The sequence below is a fragment of the Mesorhizobium sp. M0019 genome (genome assembly GCF_040323975.1).
Classification (GTDB): domain Bacteria; phylum Pseudomonadota; class Alphaproteobacteria; order Rhizobiales; family Rhizobiaceae; genus Mesorhizobium.
In genome coordinates, this window is sequence record NZ_JAMYVK010000034.1 from 12,329 (window position 1) to 34,201 (window position 21,873).

Below are 21,873 nucleotides of genomic sequence, written 5' to 3' on the forward strand. Positions count from 1 at the left end.
CAGCTTGTCCCGGTGTCAAGTAGGGATGCATTGCCCATCCACATAAATCCAGCAAAGACCGTTTTGCCGAATTGTCTGCTGTCTGTCGATAAACCTGAGAATTTGCCTAAAGATTGGCTAAAAAATTGTCGCGGCTTATTGATGCACAACTGAAGGAAAGCTTTGTATCTCGGTCATTTCCGGGTCATTTTGTCGATCATGTGCGAACGATCCAGTCATGATGGTGTCGCCAAACAGGTCCGGACTTGTGCATGGACAGTACGCGGCCCACTACGATCAGAAGCGCGGGGTAGCCTGAAAAGCAGCCCGGCATGGCTCATTGGACGCCATTCGGCGGTCGTCTGGCCTGGTTTCAAATGTAGTCAGCTCTCGAACGTGCCCGGCGACGTCGTCACGCTGTCGGCTATTGACAGGAAAGAGGCGTTTGAAAATCACCGGCGGTCGAGGCAGCAAAAGTCACCGTGCCGTATTTCGCCTGGGACACCACGATTCCGGCGAGATGCTGGTCTGGATCAGAGCGTCCTGACCGGCAGCTATCGTACCGGCCGAGCCTTAGCTGGGCCGGCCGGTACGCTTGCCGGCCTGACGAGGGCCGCCGTCAAGCAGCCGGTCGAATGTTTTGGTTCACCCGGAAGAGGTTGTTCGGGTCGTATTTCTTCTTCAGCGTAGCCAGGCGCTCATAGTTGTCGCCATAAGCCGCCTTGAGCCTTGCATCGCCCTCGTCATCCATCATGAAGTTCAGGTAGGCGCCGCCCAGATCGAACGGATGCACGGCCTCCCAGTAGGCCTTGGTCCAGCGCGTCACCGGCCCCGCTTTCTGTGGGTCCGGATCGATCCCGGCGATGACCATCGACCAGGTCGCATCACGGTAATTCCAGGGTGTCTCGTCTTTGCCGACGCGATGGACCGCACCATCGATCGGGTAGAGGTGCATGAGCGATAGCTCGCTCGGCGTCTTCGCCGCCTGCTTGAGATGGGCGTCGATCGCCTCGTCGGACAGCGTCTTGACGAAATCGCCCCGCCAGTACCACTGCATTCCCTTTGGGTAGAGCCCATCGAACATGCTCTGCACCGCGGGATAGGGCATCGTTCCCATCCAGTTGAACCAGGGCGCGGGCAGCGCATCGAGCAGCGGGGCCAGCGCCTCTCTGCCCTTTTCCTCCGGGCCGTTGTAGCAGCACATCAGCAGACACATCCGCTTTCCCCAAAACTCTTCCGGGAAGGGTGCGCTCGAGAGGACGGTCTTGAGCCCGAGAAAGATCCCGAGTTCTTCGGGCGCGTTCGGCAGGAACTCGCGATAATGCTGCATGATGGTGCGGGCGTGGCGCTGATCCCATGCGATCGGCCCCGCAAAGACCATGCTGACCTGGTGGAGCTTGAACACAAAGCTGGTGACGATGCCGAAATTGCCGCCGCCGCCGCGAAGCGCCCAGAACAGGTTGGGGTTCCGCTCCTTGCTGGCGGTGACGAAGCTTCCATCGGCAAGCACGACATCGGCCTCGATCAGATTGTCGATGGTCAGGCCATATTTGCGCGTCAGATAGCCATGGCCGCCGCTCAGCGTCAGTCCGGCGACCCCGGTGGTCGAGATGATGCCCGCCGGTACGGCCAGGTCAAAGGCATGGGTGGCATGGTCGAGGTCGCCCTGAGTGCAGCCCGGGCCCACCCGCGCCGTGCGGGCATCCGGATCGACGCGCACGCCGTTCATCGCCGACAGGTCGATCACCAGACCGTCGTCGCAGCTCCCCAATCCTGGTCCGTTATGGCCGCCGCCACGTACCGCAACCAGCAAATTGTTGTCGCGGCCGAAATTCACCGCTGTGATTACGTCGGCGACGTCGACACAGCGGGCGATGATCAGCGGCCGCTTGTCGATCATGCCGTTGTAGAGCTTGCGGGCCTCGTCATAGCGGGCGTCGCCGGCGCGGATGACTTCGCCTCGCAGGCTTGCTGCGAATTTGGTGATATCTTCATCGTTCATGACATTCCTCCCTGTTATTGGACCTGTCGGCCGGCCGATGAAACGCTAATCCCGTCCGCTGTTCCCGCAAATGTCACATCGTCCATTTCTGTTGCCCGATCGTTCAGAGTAGGATTAGACCGGATGGATAGTTGCCCGGGCGGCCATATTGCCGGATAGTTCGAGATGCCTGGCGGAAAAACTCGTTGTCAAAGGGAGTAGCCGATCGTTTCCGGAGGTGTAGTGCATGGATGTCCTTTCCGATGTGCTCCGAGCCGTTCGCCTCACCGGTGCGATCTATTTCGACGTCGACGCCAGCTCTCCCTGGGTTGGCGAGTCGCCGGGCACGGCCGACATTGCCGCCGCCGTCATGCCGGAGGCAGAGCACATCATTTCTTTTCATGCCGTGATGTCGGGCTCGTGCTGGGCCGCGCTGGGAGACGATTCGGTGCCGCCGGTGCTCGTCAACGCCGGTGATGTCGTTGTCTTCCCCGGTGGTGTTCCGAACGTGTTGAGCTCCTCGCCGGGGGCGCGGGGCGAACCCAATATGGCGATGTATTATCGGCCGATAGACGAGAGCCTGCCGTTCGCGGTGATCCATGGTGGCGGCGGAGACGAGCGGACCCGGTTCATTTGCGGGTATCTTGGCTGCGATGCACGTCCCTTCAATCCTCTCCTGGCCGCATTGCCGGCCATCCTGTGTGCCCGCAAGCCCGCCGATGGAAGCAGTTGGGTTATCGACCTTTTTCGGCTGGCGCTGGCCGAAGGTGGCAGTGGGCGGGCGGGCTGTGAAACGATACTCGCCAAGCTGAGCGAGCTGATGTTTGTCGAGATAATCCGCCGCCATCTCGAGACCCTCCCCGACGATTCGCGCGGCTGGCTGTCAGGCCTACGGGATCCACACGTCGGCGAGGCGCTCCGGCTCATCCACGCTCGCCCAAGGGAGGAATGGACATTGGACCGGCTCGCCCGCGAAGTAGGGCTCTCGCGCACGGCGTTTGCGAGCCGCTTTACCCACTATGTCGAGGTCTCCCCCATGCATTATCTTGCTCGCTGGCGTCTGCAACTGGCAGGACGCTTGCTCGAACGGCCCGAAATGAGCATCGCGCAAGCGGGTGCCGAGGTCGGCTACGAGTCGGAAGCCGCCTTCAATCGCGCCTTCAAAAAGTTCGTCGGCATTCCACCTGGCACCTGGCGAAAGGGACGGTCGGCGTTGCTCGAGGCTCAGAGATTGCCCGCTGGCGTCGTACAATAGGAAAGAACTGGCAGGGCGTTGACGCTTCGGTCTGCGTGCAGCGTCCCAATGCTCGAAAGCCCCTGGCACAAAGCGGTAGACGATGACCGGCCGCCGCGACGCTTTCGGCGAGGCGTGTCAGACTTCGCGCCTCAATCCTTCGCGCGCTCGACATAGGCGCCATCGGCCGTCATCACCACCACGCGGGTGCCGGCGCTGATGTGTGGCGGCACCAGGGTACGCACGCCGTTGGACAGCGTTGCCGGCTTGTAGGACGAGGACGCCGTCTGGCCCTTGGTCACCGGCTCGGTCTCGACCACCTCGAAAGTGGCGCGCTGCGGCAGTACCAGCGAGATGGCGATGTTGTTGTATTGCGAGATCTGCACCGGCATGCCTTCCACCAGATAGGGCGCCATGTCGCCGATCACGCTTTCCGGCACCGCGACCTGGTCGTAGCTCTCCGGATTCATGAAGTGAAAGCCTTCGCCGTCACGGTAGAGGAACGTGTGCTCGCGCTCCTCGACATAGGCGCGCTCGACCTGCTCGGTGGTGCGGTAACGCTCGGAAACCTTTACCCCGTCGGAGATACGCCGCATGTCGAGCTGGGTGACCGGCGTACCCTTGCCAGGATGAATGTTTTCGGCAAAGAGGATCACATAAAGCTTGCCGTCCTTTTCGACGACGTTGCCTTTGCGTAAGGAGCTGGCGATGACCTTCACGGGTTTCCATCCTGATAAAATTTGTTGGCGCAAATCGGCTGGAGAGGCCGTTGCGTGCGGCCTAGCGCATCTTGGCCGCAATCGCCAGCCCTCTGTGCAATTCCCCTGAAGCCGATGACCGCCGCCTCGCCGTGGTGGACGCCGCATGTCCACGCCGACCGCCGGCCGCGGCTGATCCTGCGCAATGCCATTGCCGCCGGGATGCGCGACTGGTTCGCCCGCCGCGACTTCGTCGAGGTGGAGACATCGGCCCTGCAGGTCTCGCCCGGCAATGAAGCGCACCTGTCGGCCTTTGCCACCGAGGCGATCGGGCCGGACGGGCAGCGCCAGCCGCTCTACCTCCACACGTCGCCGGAATTCGCCTGCAAGAAGCTGCTTGCCGCCGGCGAGGAGCGCATCTTCAGCCTCGGGGCTGTCTGGCGCAACCGCGAGCGCGGCCCCTTGCACCATCCTGAGTTCACCATGCTCGAATGGTACCGCGTCGGCGAGACCTATGAGAGCCTGATGCGCGATTGCGCCGAGCTCGTAGCGCTGGCGGCCGAACGGGCCGGAGCGAAGCGTTTTAGCTTCCGCGGCCGTGAAGCCGATCCGTTCGCCGAGCCGGAACGGTTGAGCGTCGCCGAAGCCTTCATGCGCCATGCCGGCATCGATCTGCTGGCGACGGTTGCAGCCGACGGCAGCACCGACCGCGCGGGGTTGCATGCCGCCCTGGTCCAGGCCGGATTGCGGACCGCGCCCGACGACAATTGGGCCGACCTGTTCAGCCGGGTGATGGTCGAAAAAATCGAGCCGGCGCTGGGGCAGGGGCGCAACACCATTCTTTTCGGATATCCGATCTCGGAGGCGGCATTGGCCCGGCCGAGCGCCGACAATCCGCGCACCGCCGAGCGCTTCGAGCTCTATTGCTGCGGCGTCGAACTCGCCAACGCCTTTGGCGAGTTGACCGATCCGGCCGAGCAGCGCCTGCGCTTTGCCGCCGAAATGGATGAGAAGCAGCGTGTCTATGGCGAACGCTATCCGATCGACGAGGACTTCCTCGCCGCGCTCGCCATCATGCCGCAGGCGAGCGGCGCCGCGCTCGGCTTCGACCGGCTGGTGATGCTCGCCACCGGCGCGCTCAGGATCGAGGACGTGATCTGGACACCGGTGGCCGCTTCCTGAGGGATTGTCGATCTCGCTCGCCGTTCATCCGCCTGCGGCCTGCGGTCCTGTTTGGGCGCTTGATGCACCCGGTTTGCCCGCTTCTCCCATTGCAGAAGCGGCATCGGGACAATAGATGGTGCAGCAGCGGCTGCCCTTCAGCCGGCCGGAAATAACAGGATCATGCGCATGACCGATACGCTCGACGCAGCGAAACTGACCGATCGCGTCGCGGCCCTGGTCGAGGCTGCCAAACGGGCCGGCGCCGATGCCGCCGATGCCGTTGCGGTACGCGGCCGCTCGACCGGCGTGTCGGTGCGGCTTGGCAAGGTCGAAGGCACAGAGGCGTCCGAGAGCGAGGACGTCTCGCTGCGCGTCTTCGTCGGCAAGCGGGTAGCGAGCGTTTCGGCAACGGCGGCATCCGACCCCAATATGCTGGCCGAGCGCGCGGTCGCCATGGCCAAGGTGTCCCCCGAGGATCCCTATCAGGGCCTCGCCGACCCGGCCTTGCTGGTCAAGAAACCGCGCGACCTCGATCTGTTCGACGCCACGGAGGTATCGGCGGACCAGTTGAAGGAAGCAGCGCTTGCCGCTGAAGCGGCGGCGCTTGCCGTCAAGGGCGTCACCAATTCGGCCGGCAGTGGCGCCAGTGCCGGGCTCGGCGGCCTGGTGCTCGCCACCTCGCACGGCTTCGTCGGCCATTACGTCGCCTCGCGTTTTTCACGCTCGACCAGCGTGATCGCCGGCGAGGGCACCGGCATGGAGCGCGACTACGAATTCTCCTCGCGCCAGCATTTTTCCGATCTCGACGCGCCGGAAGACATCGGCCGCAAGGCCGGTGAGCGCGCCGTATGCCGCATTGGCGCGCGCAAGGCGGCGACCGGGCCTGTCGACGTGGTGTTCGATCCGCGTGTGGCGCGCGGCATTGCCGGCCACCTTGCCGGTGCCATCAATGGCGCCGCGGTCGCGCGCAAGACCAGCTTTCTCCGCGACATGATGGGCAAGAAGGTGGCTTCGGCCGCAATCACCGTCACCGACGAGCCGCTCCGGCGCCGTGGACAGGCCTCGCGCCCGTTCGACGGCGAAGGCGTCGAGGGCGAAAAACTGTTCATGGTCGACAAGGGCGTGCTCAACCACTGGTTCCTGTCGACTTCGGCGGCTCGGGAACTCGGCCTCGTCACCAATGGGCGCGGCTCGCGCAGCGGCTCGTCGGTCTCGCCGTCGTCGACCAATCTCGCCATCGAGCCCGGGGAAAATACGCCGGAAGAGCTGATCAAGTCGCTCAAGACCGGCTTCTACGTCACCGAAGTGTTCGGCCAGGGCGTCGACATGGTGACGGGCGAATATAGCCGCGGCGCTTCCGGCTTCTGGATCGAAAATGGCGAGCTGGCCTATCCCGTCGCCGAGGTGACCATCGCCTCCAATCTGAAGACGATGTTCCTCAACATGGTTCCGGCGAGCGATCTCGACCGCAATTTCGGCACCGCCGCACCCACGCTTTTGATCGAAGGAATGACCCTTGCCGGAGCTTGACCCGGCCGTCACGGCCGGCGCTACTGAAGACCTGGAGCTGCTGCGCGACGCCGCCCGCGAGGCGGGGCTCATCGCCATGCAGTACTTCAACAACAATCCGCAGGTGTGGATGAAGGGCGGCACCTCGCCGGTCAGTGAAGCCGATCACGCCGCCGACAAATATCTGCGCGAGACCTTGCTGGCGGCCCGGCCGGATTATGGCTGGCTGTCGGAGGAAACCGTCGACGACCCGGTAAGGCTCGTCGCGCGCCGCACCTTTGTTGTCGATCCGATCGACGGCACGCGCGGCTTCCTCGAAGGGCTGCCCACATGGTGCGTCAGCGTCGCTGTGGTCGAGAACGGCCGAACGCTTGCCGGCGTGCTCGACTGCCCGGCGAAGGGCGAAATCTATTGGGCGCTGCCGGGCGAGGGCGCGTTCCTGAATGGCAGGCGCATCAGCGTGCGTCCGCCGTCGGAAACGGCCGAAATCGCCGGACCGCAGGCGATGATCGACCTGATGCCGGCGAAATGGCACAAACGGCTGAAGCGCGTGCTCTATATTCCTTCGCTCGCCTACCGGCTGGCGATGATCGCCGGCGGCCAGCTCGATGCCACCTTCGTCAAGGCCAACGCCCATGACTGGGACATCGCCGCGGCCGATCTCATCCTGCGCGAGGCAGGCGGCGCCTTGCTCGATCGGCATGGCCGCGCGCCGCTCTATGCCGGCGAAGTGATCCGTCACGGACCGCTCGCCGCCGGCAGCGGCGAACTCCTCGCCGTGCTCGCCGGCGTCATCGCCGGGCTGGACAATTGACCACTATCAATAGTTCCAAAGTCGGCGGCTTTGGTCTAGACCTGTCCCAAACTCACGATATGTGAAGGATCGACATGGCCGCTGAAGACGGAAAGAAACAGCTTTTGCACCTGGTGTTCGGCGGCGAACTCAAGAAGCTGGGCGGCACCGAATTCCGCGATCTCGACGCGCTCGATATTGTCGGCATCTATCCGGACTATCAATCGGCGCACGCCGTCTGGAAGGCCAAGGCGCAAGCTAGCGTCGACAATGCCCATATGCGCTATTTCGTCGTTCACCTGCACCGCTTGCTCGATCCCGAAAACAAGGCTGTCGGTTGACATCGATGAACCATGAAGCGGTCAAGCGATCAGCCCCGCGGTCGGCGGTCAGACGTCGCAAGCCGAAGACGTTCTGGCGCAAGATCCGCGAACCGCTGGCGCAGTCGCGATTCGTCAAGAATGCGCTTGCCGCGCTGTTTGCGTATTTCGTCCGCCTTGTCCGCTTGACCAACCGCATGGTCGACGGATCGGCCAAGTTTTCCGGCGGCGCCTATGCGCAGCTCGAGCCTGGCATCATCGCGCTCTGGCACGGCCAGCACCTGCTGACCCCGGCCTACTATCCCAAGGGACGGCCGCTGGTTGCCATGGTATCGCGCAGCGCCGATGCCGAGCTCAACGCGCTGATGGTCGAGAAATTCGGCATCGAGGCGGTGCGCGGCTCTGGCGGGCGCGAAAGCGCAAGGCATCTCGACAAGGGCGGGGCCAAGGCGCTCATCGCCCTCAAAAAGTCGCTCGCCACCGGCAAGAATGTCGCCATGATTGCTGATATTCCCCACGGCACGCCGCGCGATGCGGGGCTCGGCGTCGTCCTTCTGGCGCGGCTGTCCGGCCGGCCGATCCTGCCTGCCGCGATAGCCACCAGCCGCCGCAAGGTGATCGAGGGCAGCTGGGACAAGACGACGATCAACTTGCCCTTCGGCCGCTCCTCGATTGTCGTCGGCACGCCTGTCTTCGTGCCGGCCAACGCCGACGCCGCGGAAATGGAACGCAAGCGCCAGGAGGTCACGGCCTCGCTCAATGCCGCGACCGCCGAGGCCTATCGCCTTGTGGACGGTTCGAAATGAGTATGCGCTGGGCCCGCGCCTTCCTGACGGCCTACCGCTTCGCCGGGGCCGCCGCTTACCCGCTGGTCGGACCTTACGTCGCCTGGCGCACTTCCAGAGGCAAGGAGGACCGCATTCGCCGGCGTGAACGCTACGGCGTCGCCGGACGCGAGCGTCCCGAGGGCCCGGTGATCTGGATCCATGCAGCCAGCGTCGGCGAGACCATCGCCGTCGTGCCGCTGGTCGAGAGCATTCTCGATTACGGCGTCAACATCGTGCTGACGACGGGCACGGTAACCTCGGCGCAGGTCGCCGAAAAACGGCTGGGCGACCGCATCATCCACCAATATGTGCCGCTCGACCTCAAGCCGGCGGTCAGCCGCTTCCTCGACCATTGGCAGCCGGACCTGGCGATCATCGCCGAATCGGAGATCTGGCCGATGACCATCCTGGAACTCGGCGCCCGCCGCGTGCCGCAGGTTCTGGTCAACGGCAGGCTGTCCGACCGCTCCTTCAAGTCCTGGAAGAAGCGCGCCAACATTGCCGAAGCATTGTTCGAAAATCTTGCCCATGTCGTCGCCCAGTCGGATCTCGATGGCGAGCGCTTCCTGTCGCTCGGCGCCCGGCCGGTCACCGTATCCGGCAATCTCAAGGTCGACACCGCGCCGCCGCCGGCCGACGAGCGGGCGTTGGCGGCGCTGAAACGCCAGATCGGCGGTCGCCCGACCTGGGCGGCGACCTCGACCCATGACGGCGAAGAGGCGGTCGCCGCCGAAGTTCACGCCATGCTGCACAAGCGCCACCACGGGCTTTTGACGATCATCGTGCCGCGCCATCCCGATCGCGCCGGGCAGCTGGCCGCCCAGATTTCCGGCATGGGCCTGAAGCTGGCGCAGCGCAGCAAGGGCGACAGGATCACCGCCGACACCGATATTCTGCTCGGCGACACGATCGGCGAGATGGGGCTTTATCTGAGGCTGACGGAAATCGCCTTTGTCGGCCGTTCGCTGACTTCCGAGGGCGGCCAGAACCCGCTGGAACCAGCCATGCTGGAGACAGCGGTGCTTGCCGGCCGCAACGTCCAGAATTTTCGCGAGGCCTATCAGCGCCTGCTCGATAGCGGCGGCGCCAAGCTGGTGCGCGACCGCGATATGCTGGCCGGCGCCGTTAATTTCCTTTTGACCAACGAGGCGGCCCGCCATGAGATGATGGCGGCGGGTGCGGCGACGGTCGACGAGATGCGCGGTGCGCTGGCGCATACGCTCAGGTCGCTCGAGCCCTATATCCAGCCGCTGGTCGTCAAGTCGCGCCTGAAGGGCGCGAACGGGCGCTGACGTGACCTCGGAAGCGCCACCCTTCTGGTGGGAAGAGCCGGACTGGCGTGTCACGGCGCTGTCGCCGCTTTCCGCCGTCTATGCGCTTGTCGCCGGTCGCCGCATGCGGCACGCGCCGCGCGAAAAGGTCGAGGCGCCGGTGCTCTGCGTCGGCAACTTCACCGTCGGCGGCACCGGCAAGACGCCGGTGGCGATCGCGCTGGCCGAGCAGGCCAGGCGCATGCAGCTCAATCCGGGTTTCCTGTCGCGCGGCCATGGCGGCTCCTTCGCGCAGCCGCATATCGTCGATCCGCACCACGACGCCGCCAAGCATGTCGGCGACGAGCCGCTGCTTCTGGCCGAACACGCGCCGGTCGCGGTGACGCCGAACCGGGCCGCGGGCGCCAGGCTTCTGCTGGAGAAGCTCGGCTGCGATTTCTTGATCATGGATGACGGTTTTCAGAGCGCGCGCATCCACATCGACTATGCGCTGGTCGTTGTCGATGCGCGCCATGGCATCGGCAATGGCCGCGTCATCCCCGGCGGGCCTCTGCGGGCAAAGATCGTCGACCAACTGGTCTTCACCAGCGCCTTGCTGAAGATGGGCGAGGGCACCGCGGCCGACACGGTCGTGCGCCAGGCAGCGCGCGCCGGCAGGCCGATCTTCGAGGCGCACACTGCCCCGAGCAGCAAGGTGACGCTGGCCGGCAGGCGTTTCCTGGCGTTCGCCGGCATCGGTCATCCCGATAAGTTTTTCGACACTGTCCGCGAGGCCGGCGGCGAGCTTGCGCTGACCAAATCGTTTCCTGACCATCATTTCTATGGCGAGGACGAGCTTGCCGAATTGGCGGCGACGGCACGTAAAGCCGGGCTTGGCCTCATTACCACCGCCAAGGACGCTGCCCGCCTGCGTCACGGCGCAGCACCGCCGGAATTCCTCGACGGGCTCGATGTGCTGGAGATCGACACCGTCTTCGAGCTCGACCATGTGCCGCAACGCATCATGGACGAGACGCTGGATGCCTGGCGGCAGCGCCGGCTTAAAGGCTGACCAGAAGCTTGAGCACCGAGGCAATGCGGGACTGGAATTTGCAGCTTTCCGCCGGTCGAACGTATTTTGTTCTTGCTTTGTGCCGGCACCTATGCTAGTAATTTAGCTATGGTGATGATTCGCCGGTGACCCGCCCTCGAGCCTGAGGCGGGTTTTTTATTTCAAGATAGCCTCTAAGGTTTCGGTGTTGCCGGCCTGACGCCGCGGCAGAGGGCGCAGGATCGCAACGGGGCGACTTCCATTTGCGCTGGACTAGCGTCGGCGGCGCAGTTCCGGATGCGCTTCGATCTCGCGGCGCAGCGAGGCGGCGGCATTCACATAGGGTTCCTGCCTGGCGACACTCCAGTATTTGAGCTCGTCGAGCGGGATGCTCTCGCCGGTCACCGCGCAGCGCACGAAGGCGCCGGGGCTGGTCACCTGGAAGTCGCCGTCGAGATAGCGGATGCGGGCTTCCTTGCCGCCGGGTCCTTCGAAACGGTTCATCATGGGGTGGTGCCGAAATTCATGACGATGTCATCGCCACAAATTGCGGCGAGGTCAAGCTCGGTTGGCCTTGCCTGGTTCTGTTTCTGGTGGCACTTGCTCGAACAAGCCGGCAAACCGGATGCCAATGCATGTCGCGCAAAAGTGTGCAGCGGTTTTGCGCGACATGCATAAACACAAGAACCTGAAGCGCGTCGCATGAGGCCGGTCGAACGCAACGCGCCTTAGGCATCTCATTCTTCGGCGATGATAAACTCTTCGATCTTCTCCGCTGCTAATCCTGCCTGGACCGCGATGCGCCGGGCGAGTTCGGCGGCGGCGGCGCGCGGGCGCCCCAGCGGCCGGTCGAGCCAGTAGGATATCGGGCTCAGCGCACTGCGTTCGTCTACGGCGACGATGCGGCCCGATTTCAATTGGTCCACCGTCAACGGCGGACGTGCCAGCGCAATACCGAGCCCGTGCGCGGCGGCGTCGAGCACGAGGTTGTAGTCCTCGAAACGGCGGTCGTGCGGCCGCGGCCGATAGTCCATCTCCTGCGCCGCAAACCAGGCCCGCCAGGCCGAAGCGTCGGAATCATTGATCACCGGAAATTCGAGCAGTCGGGCGGGATCTCCGCGACCGATCTCTCTGGCCAATTCCGGCGAGGCGACAGGGAACACATATTCTTCGAAAAGCTGCACCGAGATCCGGCCCGGAATGCGACCGCGCCCGCAGCGGATCGACAGGTCGATGCCCTCGTCGGCAAGATCGCCTTGGCGGATGTCGACGTCGAGCACGATACGCAGCTTGGACGGGTGGTTCTCCAGCGCCGCCATGCGCGGCATCAGCCACAGCCCGCTGACCGAAGGGATCGAGGTCAGCCGCACCACCGCCGTGCCGCGCGGCTCGACCCAACGGTCCGAATTGCTGGCGATCAGGGCAAAGGCTTCGGTGGTGCGCAGATGCAGGCGATTGCCTTCGACGGTCAGAGAGACGCCGCGGGCGCCGCGATCGAAGACTTTCAGCCCAAGCCAGCCCTCGAGCTTGGCGATCTGCCGGCTGACGGCGCCGTGGGTGATGTTGAGCTTCTCGGCCGCCGCCGAAAAGCTGCCGGTCCGAGCCGCGGCGTCGAAGGCGCGCAGCGTTTCGAGCGGCAGCATCGGGTCTAAGCTGTGATCCATAGTCACAGGTGATCCTCGATTTGTTCGTTTGTCAACCGACCCGCAATAGCGTTTCTCTACTTCATGGCATTGGATCGCGAGGACACCCAGATGAGCGCTTACACCGGCACGTTGAATACGACACAGCGCATGGATGCCACGGCTGCCATCGCGGTGGCGCTGACGGTGGTCGGCTGGGCCTCCGCCTTTCCGGCGATCCGCGCCGGCCTTGCCGCTTTCGGGCCGCTGGAACTTGGCGCGCTGCGCTTTGCCATCGCCGCGGTTCCGGCGGCGATCTTCCTCGCGGTCAAGCGGCCGGCGCTGCCCAGGCTCGATGAACTCTGGCGCTTTGTCTTCGGTGGTGCCGTCTTCGTCGCACTCTACACGGTGATGCTCAATTTCGGCGAGCTGACCGTTTCGGCCGGTGCGGCCGGCTTCATCATCAATGTCAGCCCGATCTTCACCGCCATCATGGCCATGGCGCTGCTCGGCGAACGCTTCTCGGGCCTGGCCTGGGCCGGCACATTCCTGTCCTTCGCCGGTATCGGGATCATCGCCATGGGCGAGGGGCAAGGACTGCATTTCAACAATGGTGCGCTGCTTGTCCTCGGCTCGGCGCTGTGCTCGGCCGTCAACACCATCGTCCAGAAGCCGCTGTTTGCCCGCCACCACCCGCTGACCATCTCGGCCTCGAACATGGTGCTTGGCGCGCTCTGCCTGTCGCCGTTCCTGCCGAGCGGTCTGGCGCAAGCGGCGGTCGCCGACACCGCCGGGCTCGGCGCCGTCATCTTTCTCGGCATCGTGCCCAGCCTCATCGCCTATGCCGCATGGGCAATAGCGCTGTCCCGGCTGCCCGCGGCGCGCGCCTCGAACTTCCTCTATCTGGTGTCGCCGATGGCGACGCTGATCGGCTTCTTCTGGCTGGGCGAGGTGCCGACGCTGCTCGGCATCCTCGGCGGCGCACTGGCGCTCGGCGGCGTCATTGTGGTGAATTTGAAGAGATGAGCAAAGGGTTTGGGGCTGTGCCTGACTCGAAAAGAGCCGCTGTACAGCGGCTCTTTTCGTACCCCCACCCCGCTGCTTCGCAGCGACCCTCCCCACAAGGGGGAGGGTAAGCTCCTCGCGAGGCGTCGGCGGGTAGGCTCCCTACCTCCCCCTTGTGGGGAGGTCGGACCGAAGGTCCGGGTGGGGGCTGCGCCCTGCGAGTTTCTTATCGCCGCCCGAACAATCTCTCGATATCCGCGAGCTTGAGCTCGATATAGGTCGGGCGGCCGTGGTTGCAGGTGCCGGAGCCCGGCGTCGCCTCCATCTGCCGCAGCAGCGCATTCATCTCTTCCGGTTTGAGCAGCCGGCCGGAGCGTACCGAGCCGTGGCAGGCCATGGTCGCGGCTATCCTGTCCAGCCGCTCCTTCAGCGTGTCGACCGTGTCGTTGTCGGCGATCTCGTCGGCGAGATCGCGCACCAGCTGCTGGACGTTGGTCTCGCCGAGCATCGACGGCGTCTCGCGCACCGCGACGGCACCGGGGCCGAAGCGCTCGATGCCGAGGCCGAAGCGGGCCAGCGTCTCGGAATGCCTGGCAAGCCGCTCGGCATCCTCTTCCGACAGATCGACAATCTCGGGCAACAGCAGCATCTGCGACGGCACCGCGCGTGAGTGGAGGGCGTTCTTCAAGGCCTCGTAGACCAGCCGCTCATGCGCCGCATGCTGGTCGACGATGACAAGCGAATCCCTGGTCTGGGCGACGATATAATTCTCGTGCACTTGCGCGCGCGCCGCGCCCAGCGCCGTGCCGAGCAGCGTTTCCGCCGCTTCGTTTTGCCCGGCGCGCGCATCGGCGCTGTGCAGCGGCCCCGCGTCGAAGGCCGCCTGCTCGTCCTCGCCGAACCCGTCGCCCATATCGAGCGGCCGCTGCGGCGAACGGGCAGGATCGAACCCGGAAAAGCCCGATGCCCGATAGGCGGCCTCGTAGCTGCGGTGACCGTTGGCCGGGCCACCATGCGCATAGGATGCCGCGCCTGGCCGGAACGCCGCCATCATGCCGGCGGCCCCGGTGGTGGCGGCGCGGATGCCGGCATTGGCCAGCGCTTCGCGGATAGCGCCGACGATCAGCCCGCGCACCAGCCCCGGGTCGCGGAAGCGCACGTCTGCCTTGGCCGGGTGGACATTGACGTCGACGATCGCCGGATCGAGCGTCAGGAACAGCACGCTGACGGCATGGCGGTCGCGCGGCAGCACGTCGGCGAAGGCGCCGCGAATGGCGCCGGCGATCAGTTTGTCACGCACCGGGCGGCCGTTGACATAAGCGTATTGCTGCAGCGCGTTGGCGCGGGTGAAGGAGGGGACCGAGACATGGCCGGCGAGATGCACGCCGTCCCGCATCGCGTCGATGGCGATCGCATTGTCCGGAAAGTCGGCGCCCATCACCTGTGCCACCCGGCGCAGCCGGCCTTCCGGGCTGTCGTCGGTCGCCGGCAGTTCCAGCGTCGAGCGGTCCGGGCCGGCCAGGGTGAAGCGCACGGCGGGAAAGGCGATGGCGATGCGCTTGACCACGTCGCCGATGGCCGAGCTTTCGGCGCGCTCGCCCTTCATGAATTTGAGCCTTGCGGGCGTGGCGAAGAACAGGTCGCGCACCTCAACCGTGGTTCCGCGATTGGCCGCCGCCGGCCTGACCGCGGAGACGCGGCCGCCGTCGATGCCGATCTCGGCGGCGTTTTCACTGGACGCGGTGCGCGAGCGGATCGACAGCCGCGCCACCGAGCCGATCGAAGGCAAGGCCTCGCCGCGGAAGCCGAGCGAGCGGATGTCGTGAATGTCGTCGGCGAGCTTGGAGGTGCAATGGCGCGCAATCGCCAGCGCCAGTTCGTTTTCCGGAATGCCCAAGCCGTCGTCGCTGACCCGGATAAGATTCAGCCCGCCGCCGGCGGTGACGATCTCGACTCTGGCAGCACCGGCATCGAGCGCGTTCTCGACCAGTTCCTTGACCACGCTTGCCGGACGCTCGATGACTTCGCCGGCGGCGATCTGGTTGATCATCGTTTCGGAAAGCTGGCGGATGGGCATGGGGCACTATAGGCGGATTCGTGGTCGATGCGGGAGGGCGGAATTGAGGAAATCCACGCAGCCGACCGCGGCCGTGCACTTCAACTCATGAGCTTGGGCAGCGCTGCCGACAGTGCATCGACGGCAAGGCGGACTTTCATCGGCAGATGAGGCGTCTGCAACCACAGGGCATGAACGTCGTAGAGAAACCGGGATTGTTCCGGCAACAGCGGGACAAGTGCGCCCGCCTGGATGCGCTGGCGAACCATCCAGTATGGCAGCCACGCGAGCCCCATGCCGGCGGCCGCGGCATCGGCGATGGCATCGAGGTCGTCGAGCCGCAATCTGCTGACTGGCCTGACCTCAATCGGGGGATGGCCATTGCGCGGAAACAGCCACGGCTGAACGGCACGCCCGGAACGGCGGTAGATGATCGCGTGATGGCTGCCGAGGTCATCTATTTCATGTGGCTCGCCGTGCCGGTCGAGATAGGGCGGGGACGCGCAGACGACCATGTGCTGGCGCGCGATGCGACGCGCCATCACCCCGGTCTGGTCCTCCAGATCGCCCGTTCGGATGGCAAGGTCGCAGCCATCCTCTGCCAGATCGGCGATGGCATCGCTGAACGATAGGTCAAGTTCCAGCGCCGGATATTGCTGCGCAAGCCCGAACAGGATCGGGGCAACGCAGCGCCGGCCGAAATGCACCGGCATGAGGACACGCAGCTTTCCGCGCGGTTCGGCAAGCTGGTCGGCGGCGAGTGCATCCGCGGCCTCCGCTTCGGCAAGCACCAACCGGCAGCGTTCATAATAGGCGCGCCCGAAATCGGTCAGGCTTTGGCGGCGCGTGGTCCGGTTGATGAGGCGCACGCTCAGGTGCTCCTCGAGAAACCGGACATGCTTGCCGACCATCGGCCCGGACAGATCGAGAGCCGCCGCCGCGGCTGCGAACGAGCCCAGGTCGACGGCTTTGACGAACACGGCCATGCTCGTAAGGCGATCCATATTCAAAACCTACAGTTTCTGCTGATCTACTCAAGCGGCTATTTATCCGCCTGATGAGCGCTGGCATAGCTGATTCAGTTCAAATATTTTGGAGTTGTGATCGATGGCACGTGTCGTTCGCTTTCATGAGCTCGGTGGTCCCGAGGTCCTGCGCATCGAGAATGTTGACACGCCTGCGCCCGCGAGCGGTGAGATTCAGATCCGCGTCAAGGCGCTGGGTATAAACCGCGCCGAGGCGCTGCTGCGTTCGGGGACCTACATCCAGACCGCGCCGTTGCCTTCCGGTCTTGGGCTCGAGGCGGCGGGTATCGTCGAGATGGTCGGCGAAGGCGTGGACGGGTTTGCGCCTGGCGATGCCGTCAGCATCGTGCCGCCATTATCGATGGCCCGCTGGCCTGCCTATGGTGAGATTGCCACATATCCCGCCGAGCTCGTCGTCAAGCACCCGCCATCGCTGAGTTGGGAAGAAGCCGCCGCCGCGTGGATGCAATATCTCACCGCCTACGGTGCGCTGATCGACATTGCCAACCTCCAAAGCGAGGACTTTATTGTCGTTACCGCGGCCTCGAGCAGCGTCGGACTTGCCGCGATCCAGATCGCCAACATGATTGGCGCGACCCCGATCGCGGTCACACGGACATCTGCCAAGAAGCGGGCTTTGCTTGAGTTCGGCGCGGCCCACGTCATCGCCTCGGCAGAGGAGGACCTGGAAGCCAGGCTGAAGCGAATCGCCGGCCCGGAGGGCGTGCGCGTGGTGTTCGATGCCGTCGGCGGCGCGATTTTCAAGCCTCTGACGGCAGCGATGGCACGGGGTGGCATTCTCATCGAATATGGCGGCTTGAGCCCCGACCCGACACCCTTTCCGCTACCTGCAGTGCTGGCCAAGACACTGACGCTGCGCGGTTATCTCGTCCACGAGATCGTGCGCGATCCGGTCCGGCTGCAGGCCGCCAAGGCGTTCATCCTTGACGGACTGAGCTCGGGTTCGCTGAAGCCGGCAATCGCCAGAACCTTTCCGTTCGACCAGATCGTCGAGGCGCACCGCTATCTCGAATCGAACGAGCAATTCGGCAAGATCGTCGTGACCGTTTGACCGGGCATTTATCGGCCCCACGCCTGCGCCGCCAGCCAGTCCCGGACCTTGCGGGCGTTGTCGCTGAGTTCGCGGTTCTTCGACCAGATGACATGAAAACCCTTGCCGGTCGTCATCGTGTGGCCGGTGACGCGCACCAGCAGCCCTGATGCCAGCAGCCGCTCGGCGAGGTGACCCCAGCCGAGCGCGATGCCTTGCCCTTCCATGACTGCCTGGATCACCAGCGCATAGTCGTTGATGCGCAAGCCGCGTCCGGCATCGGCGATGTCGACACCGGCCGAGGCGAACCATTCGTCCCAGCTCGCGGCCTCGCGAAACGGCTCTTCAAGATGGATAAGGCGGTGCGATTGAAGGTCCGCGACACGCTCCGGCAGCCCGAACCGTGCCACATAACTAACGCCGGCAACGGGGAATATCACCTCATCGGCCAGCGGCAGCGAATGATAATCCGGCCATTCCTTGGGCTCGCCGCCGCGGACGCCGAGCGGGATGTCTTCGGCGATGATGTCGAGATCGCGGTCGGCGGTCTGGATGCGCAGGTCGATGCCCGGCAATTCGTCGCGAAACTGCTGCAGGCGCGGCATCATCCAGAACGAGGCGAAGGCGGTCGAGGCCGCGAGCGTCACATGCGCGCCGACGGCGATCTGGCGCAGATCCTCCGCCGACTTGCGAATGTGCGACAGGCCGAGCGAGACATCGGCATGGAAGCGGTCGCCGGCCTCGGTCAGGCTGACTTGCCGGTGGCGGCGCTGGAAGAGTTTGGCGCCGAGCTGCTCTTCGAGCCCACGGATCGCATAGGAGACGGCAGCCTGCGTCATGCCGAGCTCGCGCCCGGCGGCGGTAAAGCTCGACAGCCGCCCGGCGGCCTCGAAAACGATCAGGCTGCCGGCCGACGGCAGCAGGTGGCGCAAGCTTCGCATAAGCTGAGCTTATACAAGAGATCAGGATTTTCCAGCGTCACAGCTGCATTTTGTCTGGCTAGATTGGTCACCAACAGGAATATGGAGCCTTCATGAACGCACCGGCCGTTGAAGTGAGCGAACACGCCAACCGCCGCAGCGGTGGCCGCCTGGGGCGCAAGGCGCTGCGGGGCGCACCCATAGCGTCGTTTCCAACCCTGGTCCGCCAGATTCCCGTCTATCAGATGGTTCCGGACGAGGCGGTTGAGCTGATCCACCAGGAGTCGCTCTCCATCCTCGAAGAAGTGGGATGCGAGTTCCGCGACGACGAGGCGATCGCAATGTGGAAGGCGGCGGGCGCCGATGTCTCGGAGACAAGGGTCCGGATCGACCGCGCCCTGCTGATGGAGCTCATCTCGAAGGTCCCGTCGGAGTTCACGCTCAATGCGAGGAATCCCCAGCGTTCCGTACGTGTGGGTGGCAACAACTCCATCTTCGTGCCGATGTACGGGGCGCCTTACGTACGCGACCTCGACAACAACAGGCGCTACGGCACACTCGCCGACCTCAACAATTTCCACAAGCTCGCCTACATGGCGCCGGCGCTGCATTCGTCGAGCTCGATCATCTGCGAGCCGATGGAAATCGCGGTGCCGAAACGTCACCTCCACATCATCCATTCGGCGCTGAAGCACTCCGACAAGCCGTTCATGGGCATCGTGACCTCCAGGGATCGAGCCGAAGACACGATGGCGATGGCAGGCATCGTGTTCGGCGAGGACTATGTCCGCGACAACCCGGTCCTGGTGTCGATCACCAACTGCAATTCGCCGCTGGTGTGGGACGCCACCATGCTGGACGCGATGAAAGTCTATGCGCGCCACAACCAGCCGCTGATCCTCGCCCCCTTCGCCCTTTGCGGCGCCTCGACTTCGGCCTCTGCCGTCGGTGCGGTCGCGCAGGTCAATGCCGAAGCGCTGGCGGGCGTCGCGTTCACACAGCTCCTGCGTCCGGGTTCGCCGCAGATCTACGGACAGTTCATGGTGACGGTCGACATGAAGACCGGCGCTCCCATGGGCGGCACGCCGGAGGCGGCCCAGATGATGTATCTCATGGGCGCGCTGGCGCGGAGGTATCGTCTGCCGTGGCGCACGTCCGGTTTCCATGTCGGCTCGAAGCTGAACGACGCCCAGGCGGGCTACGAGGCGAACATGCTGATGCATGCCGCCATCCTTGCCGGCGCCAACTACATCTGGCACTCTGCCGGTTGGCTCGAGGCCGGCCTGACCTGCGGCTATTCGAAATTTGCCACCGACTGCGAGCAGCTTGTCGGCTGGTACAAATATGCTGGCGGGCTGCCATTCGACGATTTCAAGGAGGCTATGGCGGCTATCCGCGAGGTCGGACCGCAGGGCCATTTCCTCGGCACCCAGCACACGCTTGAACATTTCGAGTCCGCCTTCTTCATACCGAGCATCATGGACTTCAATTCGTTCGAACAGTGGAAGGCGGAAGGAGCAAAGGACCACGACACCCGCGGCCGCGAGAAAGCGCGCAACATGCTCGCCGATTATGAGGAGCCGAAGCTCGATGAGGGCATCGCCGATGGTCTCAAAGATTTGATTGCGCGGCGCGAGGAGAAACTGCCGGACAGCGTTAGTTGATCAGGGGCGAAGACCCGATGCGAACCATAAGGGAGGAAAAAATGACACTCTTCAGAAGCAACGGCGATCGCGTACCGAGCGCCATCGAAGCAATGGCCAGCGAGGCGCGCGCCGGTCGCGTCGACCGGCGGGAGTTTCTGGCCCTGGCAAGCGCTTTCGGCGCATCGACGGCCCTTGCCTACGGCATGATTGGACTTGCCGTGCCGGAGCGGGCTTTGGCTGAAGAGCCGAAGAAAGGCGGAACGCTGCACGTTTCGATGTCGGTGAAGGCGCAAAAGGACCCGCGCACCTACGACTGGGTGGAACTTGCGAACATTTCACGCTGCTGGCTCGAGCCGCTTGTCCGCTACACCCGCCAGTTCACATTCGAGCCGGTTCTGCTCGAAAGCTGGGAGGTCAACGACGACGCCACCGAATACGTGCTGCATGTGCGCAAGGGCATCGCCTGGAACAACGGCGATGCTTTCAACGCCGATGACGTGGCCTACAATCTGACGCGCTGGTGCGAGAAGGCTACCGCCGGCAATTCGATGGCCGCGCGCGTTGGTGCGCTGATCGATGCAAAGACCGGCAAGGCCAGGGAAGGGGCGATCACCAAGGTCGACGACAACACGGTGAAGCTGAAGCTGAACGAACCGGACATCTCGCTGATCCCGAACTTCACCGACTATCCGGCGCTGGTGGTCCATCGCAACTTCGACGCCGACGGCGCCAATCCGATTGAGAAGCCGATTGGCACCGGGCCGTTCGAACTGGTGTCTTATGCGGTCGGCCAGAAAGCGGTCGTCAAGCGTCGTGAGAATGGCAAATGGTGGGGCGGTGAAGCGCTTCTCGACGGCGTCGAATTCATCGATTACGGAACCGATTTCAACGCCTCGATAAATGCATTCGACTCCGGCGAAATCGACCTCAACTTCGAGACGCCGGCCGACTTCATAGAGATTCTCGACAAGATGGGGCTGGTCAAATCGGAGGTCGCGACAGCGACCACGCTCGTCGCCCGGACCAACATCACGAACAAGCCCTATGACGACAAGCGGGTTCGCAACGCCCTCCAGATGGCCGTCGACAACAAAGCGGTGCTCGAACTTGGCTACGCCGGGCGAGGCACTGTTGGTGAAAACCACCACGTCAGCCCGATTCATCCGGAATACTACGCGCTGCCCAAGAAGACACGCGACGCCGCGGGCGCCAAGAAGCTTATGGCCGATGCCGGGCAGGACGACTTCGAGCATGAACTGATCACCGTCGAGGACGATTGGCAAAAGAACACCGGCGACGCTATTGCCGGCCAGTTGCGCGATGCCGGGATCAAGGTGAAGCGCACCGTGCTGCCGGGGTCGACCTTCTGGAACGACTGGACGAAATACCCCTATTCGATGACCATCTGGTACATGCGCCCGCTTGGCGTCCAGGTGTTGGCGCTCGGCTATCGCACCGGCGAGGCCTGGAACGAAACCGGCTACTCGAACCCTGATTTCGACGCCAAGCTCAAGCAGGCTCTTTCGCTCATCGACGTGGAAAAGCGCCGCGAGGTCATGAAGGACATCGAGCAGATCCTGCAGGATTCGGGCGTCATCATTCAGCCGTTTTGGCAGAAGCTGTTCAGCCACATGAACGAGAAGGTGAAGAACTACGGTGTCCACCAAACCTTCGAGATGGATCTCCAGAATGTCTGGCTGAACGCCTGAGTTGCCAGCAGAGGACGCGTTGCAGGATTTCAT

Annotated in this window: 19 protein-coding genes; 12 read left to right on the top strand and 7 right to left on the bottom strand. The window is 64.1% G+C overall.

Annotation, left to right across the window (positions count from 1 at the left end):
- Positions 1 to 598 precede the first annotated feature (598 nt).
- Positions 599 to 1,981 (bottom strand): FAD-binding oxidoreductase, encoded by a 1,383-nt coding sequence (locus NKK47_RS22860; RefSeq protein ID WP_352578311.1) that lies wholly within the window; start codon positions 1,979 to 1,981, stop codon positions 599 to 601.
- A 226-nt stretch (positions 1,982 to 2,207) separates the two neighbouring features.
- Here NKK47_RS22860 and NKK47_RS22865 point away from each other — a divergent pair, with 226 nt between their 5' ends.
- A complete protein-coding gene (locus NKK47_RS22865) occupies positions 2,208 to 3,215 on the top strand; it encodes an AraC family transcriptional regulator (protein WP_023674373.1) in 1,008 nt (335 codons plus the stop codon).
- A gap of 131 nt (positions 3,216 to 3,346) precedes the next feature.
- On the opposite strand, the gene efp is transcribed toward NKK47_RS22865, so the two are convergent.
- Positions 3,347 to 3,913 (bottom strand): elongation factor P, encoded by a 567-nt coding sequence (efp, locus tag NKK47_RS22870; RefSeq protein WP_352569791.1) that lies wholly within the window; start codon positions 3,911 to 3,913, stop codon positions 3,347 to 3,349.
- 114 nt (positions 3,914 to 4,027) lie between these two features.
- Here efp and epmA point away from each other — a divergent pair, with 114 nt between their 5' ends.
- The 7 genes from epmA to lpxK all read left to right on the top strand — a co-directional run bounded on the left by epmA (position 4,028) and on the right by lpxK (position 10,827).
- Complete coding sequence (gene epmA / locus NKK47_RS22875) at positions 4,028 to 5,074, top strand: EF-P lysine aminoacylase EpmA (protein WP_352578312.1); 1,047 nt, start codon at positions 4,028 to 4,030, stop codon at positions 5,072 to 5,074.
- A gap of 168 nt (positions 5,075 to 5,242) precedes the next feature.
- Complete coding sequence (locus tag NKK47_RS22880) at positions 5,243 to 6,586, top strand: TldD/PmbA family protein (protein ID WP_352578313.1); 1,344 nt, start codon at positions 5,243 to 5,245, stop codon at positions 6,584 to 6,586.
- Positions 6,573 to 7,379 (top strand): 3'(2'),5'-bisphosphate nucleotidase CysQ, encoded by an 807-nt coding sequence (locus NKK47_RS22885; protein ID WP_352578314.1) that lies wholly within the window; start codon positions 6,573 to 6,575, stop codon positions 7,377 to 7,379. The genes NKK47_RS22880 and NKK47_RS22885 overlap by 14 nt, the downstream gene beginning before the upstream one ends.
- A 74-nt stretch (positions 7,380 to 7,453) precedes the next feature.
- Positions 7,454 to 7,699 carry a DUF4170 domain-containing protein gene (locus NKK47_RS22890; RefSeq protein ID WP_023674378.1) on the top strand — a complete coding sequence of 82 codons (246 nt, stop codon included), beginning with the start codon at positions 7,454 to 7,456 and terminating at the stop codon, positions 7,697 to 7,699.
- A 5-nt stretch (positions 7,700 to 7,704) separates the two neighbouring features.
- A complete protein-coding gene (locus NKK47_RS22895; RefSeq protein ID WP_023717166.1) occupies positions 7,705 to 8,484 on the top strand; it encodes a lysophospholipid acyltransferase family protein in 780 nt (259 codons plus the stop codon).
- Positions 8,481 to 9,797 carry a lipid IV(A) 3-deoxy-D-manno-octulosonic acid transferase gene (gene waaA / locus NKK47_RS22900; protein ID WP_352457108.1) on the top strand — a complete coding sequence of 439 codons (1,317 nt, stop codon included), beginning with the start codon at positions 8,481 to 8,483 and terminating at the stop codon, positions 9,795 to 9,797. Before NKK47_RS22895 ends, waaA begins: the two co-directional genes overlap by 4 nt.
- Before the next feature lies 1 nt (position 9,798).
- Positions 9,799 to 10,827, top strand: coding sequence for a tetraacyldisaccharide 4'-kinase (gene lpxK, locus NKK47_RS22905; RefSeq protein WP_352457109.1), 1,029 nt, complete (start codon positions 9,799 to 9,801; stop codon positions 10,825 to 10,827).
- A gap of 252 nt (positions 10,828 to 11,079) precedes the next feature.
- Here the strand turns inward: lpxK and NKK47_RS22910 are convergent, their stop codons facing one another.
- Positions 11,080 to 11,313 (bottom strand): DUF2093 domain-containing protein, encoded by a 234-nt coding sequence (locus NKK47_RS22910; protein ID WP_031211156.1) that lies wholly within the window; start codon positions 11,311 to 11,313, stop codon positions 11,080 to 11,082.
- A 230-nt stretch (positions 11,314 to 11,543) separates the two neighbouring features.
- Positions 11,544 to 12,470, bottom strand: a complete 927-nt coding sequence (locus NKK47_RS22915; RefSeq protein ID WP_352578315.1) for a LysR family transcriptional regulator — start codon at positions 12,468 to 12,470, stop codon at positions 11,544 to 11,546.
- A 90-nt stretch (positions 12,471 to 12,560) separates the two neighbouring features.
- Between NKK47_RS22915 and NKK47_RS22920 the strand changes: the two genes are divergently transcribed.
- Entirely contained in the window at positions 12,561 to 13,454 is an 894-nt protein-coding gene (locus NKK47_RS22920; protein ID WP_352578316.1) for a DMT family transporter, read from the top strand.
- 205 nt (positions 13,455 to 13,659) lie between these two features.
- Here NKK47_RS22920 and mutL read toward each other — a convergent pair whose 3' ends face one another.
- Positions 13,660 to 15,510: a DNA mismatch repair endonuclease MutL gene (gene mutL, locus NKK47_RS22925; protein ID WP_352578317.1), complete on the bottom strand. Its 1,851-nt coding sequence runs from the start codon at positions 15,508 to 15,510 to the stop codon at positions 13,660 to 13,662.
- Positions 15,511 to 15,590: 80 nt separating this feature from the next.
- Positions 15,591 to 16,493 carry a LysR family transcriptional regulator gene (locus NKK47_RS22930; protein WP_352578318.1) on the bottom strand — a complete coding sequence of 301 codons (903 nt, stop codon included), beginning with the start codon at positions 16,491 to 16,493 and terminating at the stop codon, positions 15,591 to 15,593.
- Between the two features lie 103 nt (positions 16,494 to 16,596).
- On the opposite strand from NKK47_RS22930, the gene NKK47_RS22935 reads away from it, so the two are divergent.
- Positions 16,597 to 17,586, top strand: coding sequence for a zinc-dependent alcohol dehydrogenase family protein (locus NKK47_RS22935; protein WP_352578319.1), 990 nt, complete (start codon positions 16,597 to 16,599; stop codon positions 17,584 to 17,586).
- An 8-nt stretch (positions 17,587 to 17,594) separates the two neighbouring features.
- On the opposite strand, the gene NKK47_RS22940 is transcribed toward NKK47_RS22935, so the two are convergent.
- Positions 17,595 to 18,506, bottom strand: a complete 912-nt coding sequence (locus tag NKK47_RS22940; protein ID WP_352578320.1) for a LysR substrate-binding domain-containing protein — start codon at positions 18,504 to 18,506, stop codon at positions 17,595 to 17,597.
- Between the two features lie 92 nt (positions 18,507 to 18,598).
- Here NKK47_RS22940 and NKK47_RS22945 point away from each other — a divergent pair, with 92 nt between their 5' ends.
- Together NKK47_RS22945 and NKK47_RS22950 are read left to right on the top strand one after the other, a co-directional pair.
- Entirely contained in the window at positions 18,599 to 20,149 is a 1,551-nt protein-coding gene (locus tag NKK47_RS22945) for a trimethylamine methyltransferase family protein (protein ID WP_352457115.1), read from the top strand.
- 41 nt (positions 20,150 to 20,190) lie between these two features.
- Positions 20,191 to 21,840 carry an ABC transporter substrate-binding protein gene (locus NKK47_RS22950; RefSeq protein WP_352578321.1) on the top strand — a complete coding sequence of 550 codons (1,650 nt, stop codon included), beginning with the start codon at positions 20,191 to 20,193 and terminating at the stop codon, positions 21,838 to 21,840.
- Positions 21,841 to 21,873: the final 33 nt, after the last annotated feature.

What these genes read in the sequence shown, in the direction of transcription:
- waaA (WP_352457108.1), top strand. Translation starts at nt 8,481, where the DNA reads ATGAGTATGCGCTGGGCCCGCGCCTTCCTGACGGCCTACCGCTTCGCC.
- NKK47_RS22860 (WP_352578311.1), bottom strand. Translation starts at nt 1,981, where the DNA reads ATGAACGATGAAGATATCACCAAATTCGCAGCAAGCCTGCGAGGCGAA.
- NKK47_RS22930 (WP_352578318.1), bottom strand. Translation starts at nt 16,493, where the DNA reads ATGGATCGCCTTACGAGCATGGCCGTGTTCGTCAAAGCCGTCGACCTG.
- NKK47_RS22895 (WP_023717166.1), top strand. Translation starts at nt 7,705, where the DNA reads ATGAACCATGAAGCGGTCAAGCGATCAGCCCCGCGGTCGGCGGTCAGA.
- NKK47_RS22910 (WP_031211156.1), bottom strand. Translation starts at nt 11,313, where the DNA reads ATGATGAACCGTTTCGAAGGACCCGGCGGCAAGGAAGCCCGCATCCGC.
- NKK47_RS22950 (WP_352578321.1), top strand. Translation starts at nt 20,191, where the DNA reads ATGACACTCTTCAGAAGCAACGGCGATCGCGTACCGAGCGCCATCGAA.
- NKK47_RS22940 (WP_352578320.1), bottom strand. Translation starts at nt 18,506, where the DNA reads ATGCGAAGCTTGCGCCACCTGCTGCCGTCGGCCGGCAGCCTGATCGTT.
- NKK47_RS22920 (WP_352578316.1), top strand. Translation starts at nt 12,561, where the DNA reads ATGAGCGCTTACACCGGCACGTTGAATACGACACAGCGCATGGATGCC.
- NKK47_RS22865 (WP_023674373.1), top strand. Translation starts at nt 2,208, where the DNA reads ATGGATGTCCTTTCCGATGTGCTCCGAGCCGTTCGCCTCACCGGTGCG.
- NKK47_RS22890 (WP_023674378.1), top strand. Translation starts at nt 7,454, where the DNA reads ATGGCCGCTGAAGACGGAAAGAAACAGCTTTTGCACCTGGTGTTCGGC.
- epmA (WP_352578312.1), top strand. Translation starts at nt 4,028, where the DNA reads ATGACCGCCGCCTCGCCGTGGTGGACGCCGCATGTCCACGCCGACCGC.
- mutL (WP_352578317.1), bottom strand. Translation starts at nt 15,510, where the DNA reads ATGCCCATCCGCCAGCTTTCCGAAACGATGATCAACCAGATCGCCGCC.
- NKK47_RS22935 (WP_352578319.1), top strand. Translation starts at nt 16,597, where the DNA reads ATGGCACGTGTCGTTCGCTTTCATGAGCTCGGTGGTCCCGAGGTCCTG.
- NKK47_RS22915 (WP_352578315.1), bottom strand. Translation starts at nt 12,470, where the DNA reads ATGGATCACAGCTTAGACCCGATGCTGCCGCTCGAAACGCTGCGCGCC.
- NKK47_RS22945 (WP_352457115.1), top strand. Translation starts at nt 18,599, where the DNA reads ATGAACGCACCGGCCGTTGAAGTGAGCGAACACGCCAACCGCCGCAGC.
- NKK47_RS22880 (WP_352578313.1), top strand. Translation starts at nt 5,243, where the DNA reads ATGACCGATACGCTCGACGCAGCGAAACTGACCGATCGCGTCGCGGCC.